The organism is Flavobacteriales bacterium (assembly GCA_013001705.1).
Classification (GTDB): Bacteria; Bacteroidota; Bacteroidia; order Flavobacteriales_D; family JABDKJ01; genus JABDLZ01.
Map to the genome: position 1 here is coordinate 1 of JABDLZ010000285.1, position 5,213 is coordinate 5,213.

General features: G+C 48.4%; 7 protein-coding genes. 4 read left to right on the forward strand and 3 right to left on the reverse strand.

Annotated features, from left to right (window positions below):
* Together HKN79_11345 and HKN79_11350 are read left to right on the forward strand one after the other, a co-directional pair.
* Window positions 1–391: DUF2867 domain-containing protein (locus HKN79_11345; protein ID NNC84162.1), on the forward strand; the 391-nt coding region annotated here is incomplete at its 5' end.
* An 81-nt stretch (window positions 392–472) separates the two neighbouring features.
* On the forward strand, window positions 473–952 hold the full coding sequence (locus HKN79_11350; protein NNC84163.1) for a hypothetical protein: 480 nt from the start codon (window positions 473–475) through the stop codon (window positions 950–952).
* 4 nt (window positions 953–956) lie between these two features.
* On the opposite strand, the gene HKN79_11355 is transcribed toward HKN79_11350, so the two are convergent.
* The 3 genes from HKN79_11355 to HKN79_11365 are packed head-to-tail and all read right to left on the reverse strand — an operon-like array spanning window position 957 to window position 2,987.
* Window positions 957–1,598 (reverse strand): response regulator transcription factor, encoded by a 642-nt coding sequence (locus HKN79_11355; GenBank protein ID NNC84164.1) that lies wholly within the window; start codon window positions 1,596–1,598, stop codon window positions 957–959.
* Window positions 1,591–2,373: a hypothetical protein gene (locus tag HKN79_11360; GenBank protein NNC84165.1), complete on the reverse strand. Its 783-nt coding sequence runs from the start codon at window positions 2,371–2,373 to the stop codon at window positions 1,591–1,593. Before HKN79_11360 ends, HKN79_11355 begins: the two co-directional genes overlap by 8 nt.
* On the reverse strand, window positions 2,355–2,987 hold the full coding sequence (locus HKN79_11365) for a hypothetical protein (GenBank protein NNC84166.1): 633 nt from the start codon (window positions 2,985–2,987) through the stop codon (window positions 2,355–2,357). The genes HKN79_11360 and HKN79_11365 overlap by 19 nt, the downstream gene beginning before the upstream one ends.
* A 338-nt stretch (window positions 2,988–3,325) precedes the next feature.
* Between HKN79_11365 and HKN79_11370 the strand changes: the two genes are divergently transcribed.
* Together HKN79_11370 and HKN79_11375 are read left to right on the forward strand one after the other, a co-directional pair.
* On the forward strand, window positions 3,326–3,784 hold the full coding sequence (locus tag HKN79_11370) for a hypothetical protein (protein NNC84167.1): 459 nt from the start codon (window positions 3,326–3,328) through the stop codon (window positions 3,782–3,784).
* 180 nt (window positions 3,785–3,964) lie between these two features.
* Window positions 3,965–5,206: an outer membrane beta-barrel protein gene (locus HKN79_11375; protein ID NNC84168.1), complete on the forward strand. Its 1,242-nt coding sequence runs from the start codon at window positions 3,965–3,967 to the stop codon at window positions 5,204–5,206.
* Window positions 5,207–5,213: the final 7 nt, after the last annotated feature.

Here is a 5,213-nt window from a genome sequence, read left to right on the forward strand (position 1 = left end):
GCGCATAGGAGGGCGCACCGGCTGGTACTATGCCGATGGACTCTGGCGTATACGCGGCTTTGTTGACAAACTGTTCGGAGGTGTTGGCTTGAGGCGCGGTCGTACCCATGAGGATGAATTGCATCCCGGAGATGCCCTGGATTTCTGGCGTGTACTCTATGCCGATAAAGAAGAAGGGAGACTCCTGCTGTTTGCTGAGATGAAACTGCCCGGTGAAGCCTGGCTCGAATTCGTGACGGAAGGAGACACCTTACATCAGCGGGCAACATTCCGTCCCAAGGGTCTCAATGGTCGACTCTACTGGTACAGTGTCTACCCCTTTCATGGCATCGTCTTCGGTGGTATGCTTCGCAAACTGTGTTCTGCTTCAGAACAGGATGTGGATAGATAGAGACATTGTGGAGCGAATTCTTGCAGATACCACAGGCAGAATGGAATAAATCTCTATTTTCAAGGGTATAATCGCAGTACCATGAAATACCCATTTTTTCTGACCCTTGCCACCGCGATACTATTCAATTCATGCCAGAAACAGGAGTTGACCGCCTATGAGGGTGATCTCTTCCTTCCTCAGAAATTCTCCACCACGTGTTATGAGGAATACAAGGACCACAAATACACGCAGGTATCTGAAAGGGACTTCAAACTCTTGGCCAACGGAGATTTGGAACGTAAGGACGCTGAAGGCACAACGGTCTTCTTCAAGCACCGCTCTTCGGTCTCCATGCTGGCCGATGAGAATGAAGGTTTCTGTATCCTCTGGCTGGCCGAGGATATGTCGACCAATGAACCCTTGACCATCTATCTTTTCGAGTCTTCGCTACTCATGATCTATGACAGTGGCGCAGCGGCCCACTATAGAGATGAGTGTGGACCCGAGAATGAATTGGGAAGTACCGGACAGAACCTCCTCTTCCAAAGCGGAGCATTATCCCGATTGTCCCTCAACTGAGCGATCAGGCGATGTCGTAGTATCCGTGTTTGACGGCATACATGGCCAGACCTACCCGTGAGCGTATGCCTAGTTTCTGAAATAAAGAGGTGCGGTATCCATCCACTGTCTTGGGACTGAGGCACATCACCTCGGCTATCTGCTGGTAGGTCATCTCCGTGCAGATATGTTCGAGCAATTCCCTTTCTCTATCACTGAGCTCGGCCGATTCGGTCTCTTTGGAGTTGCGAAGTGAACGGAAGAGGAACTCGGCCATCTCATCTGTGTAATAACAACCCTTGGTCATCACACTCTGTATAGCTGTATGAAGTTCCTCTGGGCTGGACATTTTGGAGATGAAGCCGTGAGCTCCTGCCTCGATGATACGTAGGAAGGAGTCCCGATCATCATTCATGGAAAGACAAAGCACCATGATATCAGGGAATTCCTCATGGATGAGTTCCATGGTGATGAATCCGTTCATCACAGGCATATTGAGATCGAGTAGGATGAGATCGGGCTTGAGTCCATTACTTCTCAGTCGCTCGATAGCCTCGCGACCATTGGCCGCGGTGTAGATGACCTGACAGGTCTGGAAGCCCTCGATCATGGATCGGATCGCCTCAGAGACCATCTCATGATCATCAATGATCACTACCTTATACATGCGCATTGGTTTTAGGTACGAACAGATCAAGTCCAGTCCCTTTCCCCTCCCTTGACCAGAGATCGTATTGTGCTCCGATCAAGGCGGCCCGATTCTTCATGTTGAATAGTCCGTGTCCTTTTGCGACACTTTTCCCATTCAGGGAAAATCCCATTCCATTATCTCGGATCCTGAGTCTAAGTCCGTTGGTCTGAAAGTCAAGGTACAGAATAATTCTGGAACCGCCTGAGTGTTTAAGGCTGTTGGAAAGGAATTCTTGGACGATACGGAAGATGATGATCTCCTGCTCTCTGTCCAACTCGAACTCGGTCCCCTTGGTATCCATCTCGGTAGAGAACTTGGATAATGAATCGATACGGTCCATTTCAGAGAAGAGTACTTTACGCAACCCGAACTCACCCACTCGCTCAGAATTCAGTGTCCGTGAGAGGTTCCTGAGTTCCTTCATCGCCTTCACCAGAGCGGACTCCACCTGCTTGAGCTCCTTCTTATCCTCCTTGCCACGTAGTTCTTGGACACGTATTCGCGCTACGGTCAGTACCTGGCCGATATTGTCATGGAGCTCCTTTCCTATCTGATTCAGCGTGACTTCCTTGATCTCATGCTCTGTCTCAGCAATGGCCTTCACATACTCGATCTCCTGGCGCTGCTGCTGTATCATGGACCTGCGCTTATATTGGAAAAGGAAGGTGGTGAATAGAACGAAGCCCGTACTTAGGACGATCAGTGATATCACCGTACCTAGCAAGAATATCTCTAAACCGTCTTGGCCCATAATAGTGCAGTGCTATAGGTAAGGTAATAGACCATCGCTACGAGTGACTGTAACTGAAATATCGGAAATACCATTTCAGTCACGTCATTCTCCATCATGTAGTTGATCATGGTGAAGATCGGAATCTCTATGGCCAGATAGAAGAATAAAGCCCCACTGATCCATAGGAGATAGCGATGAAATACAGGAATGGCCCTATGGCTCTTCAAAAGATCCTGATGGACATAGGCCAGAATGAAGATCAAGACCCCGGCCGCTCCGAATACGTAGATCTGATACTGAATCTCATTCACAATAGAATGGAAGAACAGGGAGTCCACCATCCAATAGATAGTGAAACCGATCAAATAGATGATCATAGTGCGGATGAATGTACCGTGCCGCATCAAGGAGAGGAAGAAGAACATATACAGGATCATCTGAAAACCGTTTCCCAGATTGATCACTACGTATTCCGCAGAAGGGAACCAATCGAAAAAGAGCAGAGTGTCAGTGAGTAGTACAATGCCCAGAGCCGTCAAAAGAATGGATGTCCGGGCAGATCCCCGCTTGCGATGGAAATACCACAGACTGATCAAGGCAGTGATCTCGGTCAGATAGACGATCGTTTCCATACTGGTATAAGATTCCATCCCTGCGCGTGCTTGGTTCTTCGATCAAGATAGTCCCTTCATCGGTCCATCCTGAGGAAGAGATTTCGACCTCATTGCACGCAGGATGTACAAAATACTGATTTTCAATCTCTTGTAAGATGTTACACGTGGTTTACCTTGAAGAGAAGGGGGAAAAACCCCTATGTATTCAAGGGAATCACCTATGGGCTTTATGGTTGTTATCCTCTTGTGAGTCAGCACACTCCTGCCCCACCTTTGGGTCAACAAATGATCGAAGAGTTAAGGACTCGAATCCGATCGCTTGATTGAAGTAAAAACCAACGATTAAACTATTCAACATGAAAGCGCTTATCCTACCCACTATAGCAATGATACTTCTCCTTACCACCTCATGCCAGAACGGCATGACCGGTTACGAAGGAGACTTGTTCCTCCCGCAAGAGTTCAGCACCAGCTGTATGGAGGAACTGGACGACAGGGTCAAAGAGGTCTCTGCCGACAGGGAATTCGCCCTCAAGGCCAACGGAGACATCATCCGTACCAATCCCAATGGAGAGAAGTACTTCTTTAAGAATATCTCTTCCATTTCCATGCTATCCGATCCGATAGATGGATTCTGCGTCCTATGGCTTGCACGTGACTTGACCACCAACGAAGAACTGACCATCTACCTTTTCGAGACCTCCATCCGGATGGTCTATGACAGCGGTGAGGCCTGTAACTACAAGCTGAGCTGTACGTCAGATTTCGAAGATGAGATCAGTCTATTCCTACCTACCGACACAACTATTGATTGATTCATCTGTTAAGCCATAAGCGGTAAGACATCCGAGTCCTACCTCTTGTAAACAAAGAGAAGTCCCGCCCATTCTGGGTGGGACTCTTTTCTTGATAATGGCTCGGATTAGTCTGGATTTCATACCTTTCGAGTGAACCACACACCGGTATAGCACGGTGTGATACCAAAATTCGACCCCATGAAATCTCTATTCATACGACCCCTTGTCATTGGCATAGGTATGCTCACCAGTGTTCTTAGCTATGCACAGACTGAAGCTGGAGGTCTTTCCTCGCAGATCAATAGCCAGACTATCTCTCAACAAGGTGTACATGCCCTCAATCTAGGTGACCTCTTCGGCCTCAGGCTCGATGGTGTCTCAGCGGATGGGGATAAACTGGGCAACAATACCTGGTTTGGATTCATGTCCCACTACGGATACAATATTGTGGACAATGTCCAAGTACGCGGCTATCTGGGATATGATGTGGATTCCTTTACTCCCGATCAAGGAAGCGGGTCCCAATCCTCGAGCAGTTTCAATGCAGGCATAGGTGCATCGTACATCCTTCCCATCGGATCACAGAACCTGTTCATCGGAGGCAATTTCGGAGGTGGAACGCTGAATAGCGAAGATGACATTGGAGGATCCACATTCTCAAGTGAATCCGATTACACGGAGTATAGCCTGGGTGTCAAGATGCCTTATCTTCTCAATGACGGGCATGCCTTCACCCTCTATGTCAATTACAGCGGATTGACTCAGAATTTCGATGATGGTGACAATACATTCACCGGGGTCAATCTCGGTTTCAATACCTATAACTTCAATACCGGTGATCGATTCGATGTATTCCACAGCGGTCAAGGCTCGAGCTTTTCTGAGAATCAGTTCCTTGCCGGGAACTATGCCGTGGGTGGAAGTACCGGTCTCAACCTGACCTTTGGGACCGATGTCTTGACCCAGGAGTTCGATGGCGAGAACTTCGAATCAGAAACAGCTGTCACCCAGATCGATTTCAATTATGAGGGACTCTATTATGTGGGAGATGGGTTCGGTATTCGAGGTGGATTCGATTACAGTTTGGCCAAATTCTGCGATCCGGAATCGGATGCAAGCTCTACAGCTTCCCTTTTGATGGTCATGATCGGTGCCCAGTACCATATAGACGCGGTGTGCCCAGCGTTCTATGGATTCTTGGATGTAGGGGCAGGTAGTAGTGCTTTCACCATTACCAACGATGATGATGAGGAAGTAAGTAGCGACAGCGAAGGCCTATTCGGACTCAATCTAGGAGTCGGAGATCAGTACTTCATCGCTCCTCGGCTGGCACTTCGACCTGAGATCGGATTCAGGTTCCTGTCCCGTGGAGATGTTCCGGTAACAGAGTCCGGACTGAATTTCAACCTCGGCTTCATCGCATACGTCACATCGGACTAGCTCTGAC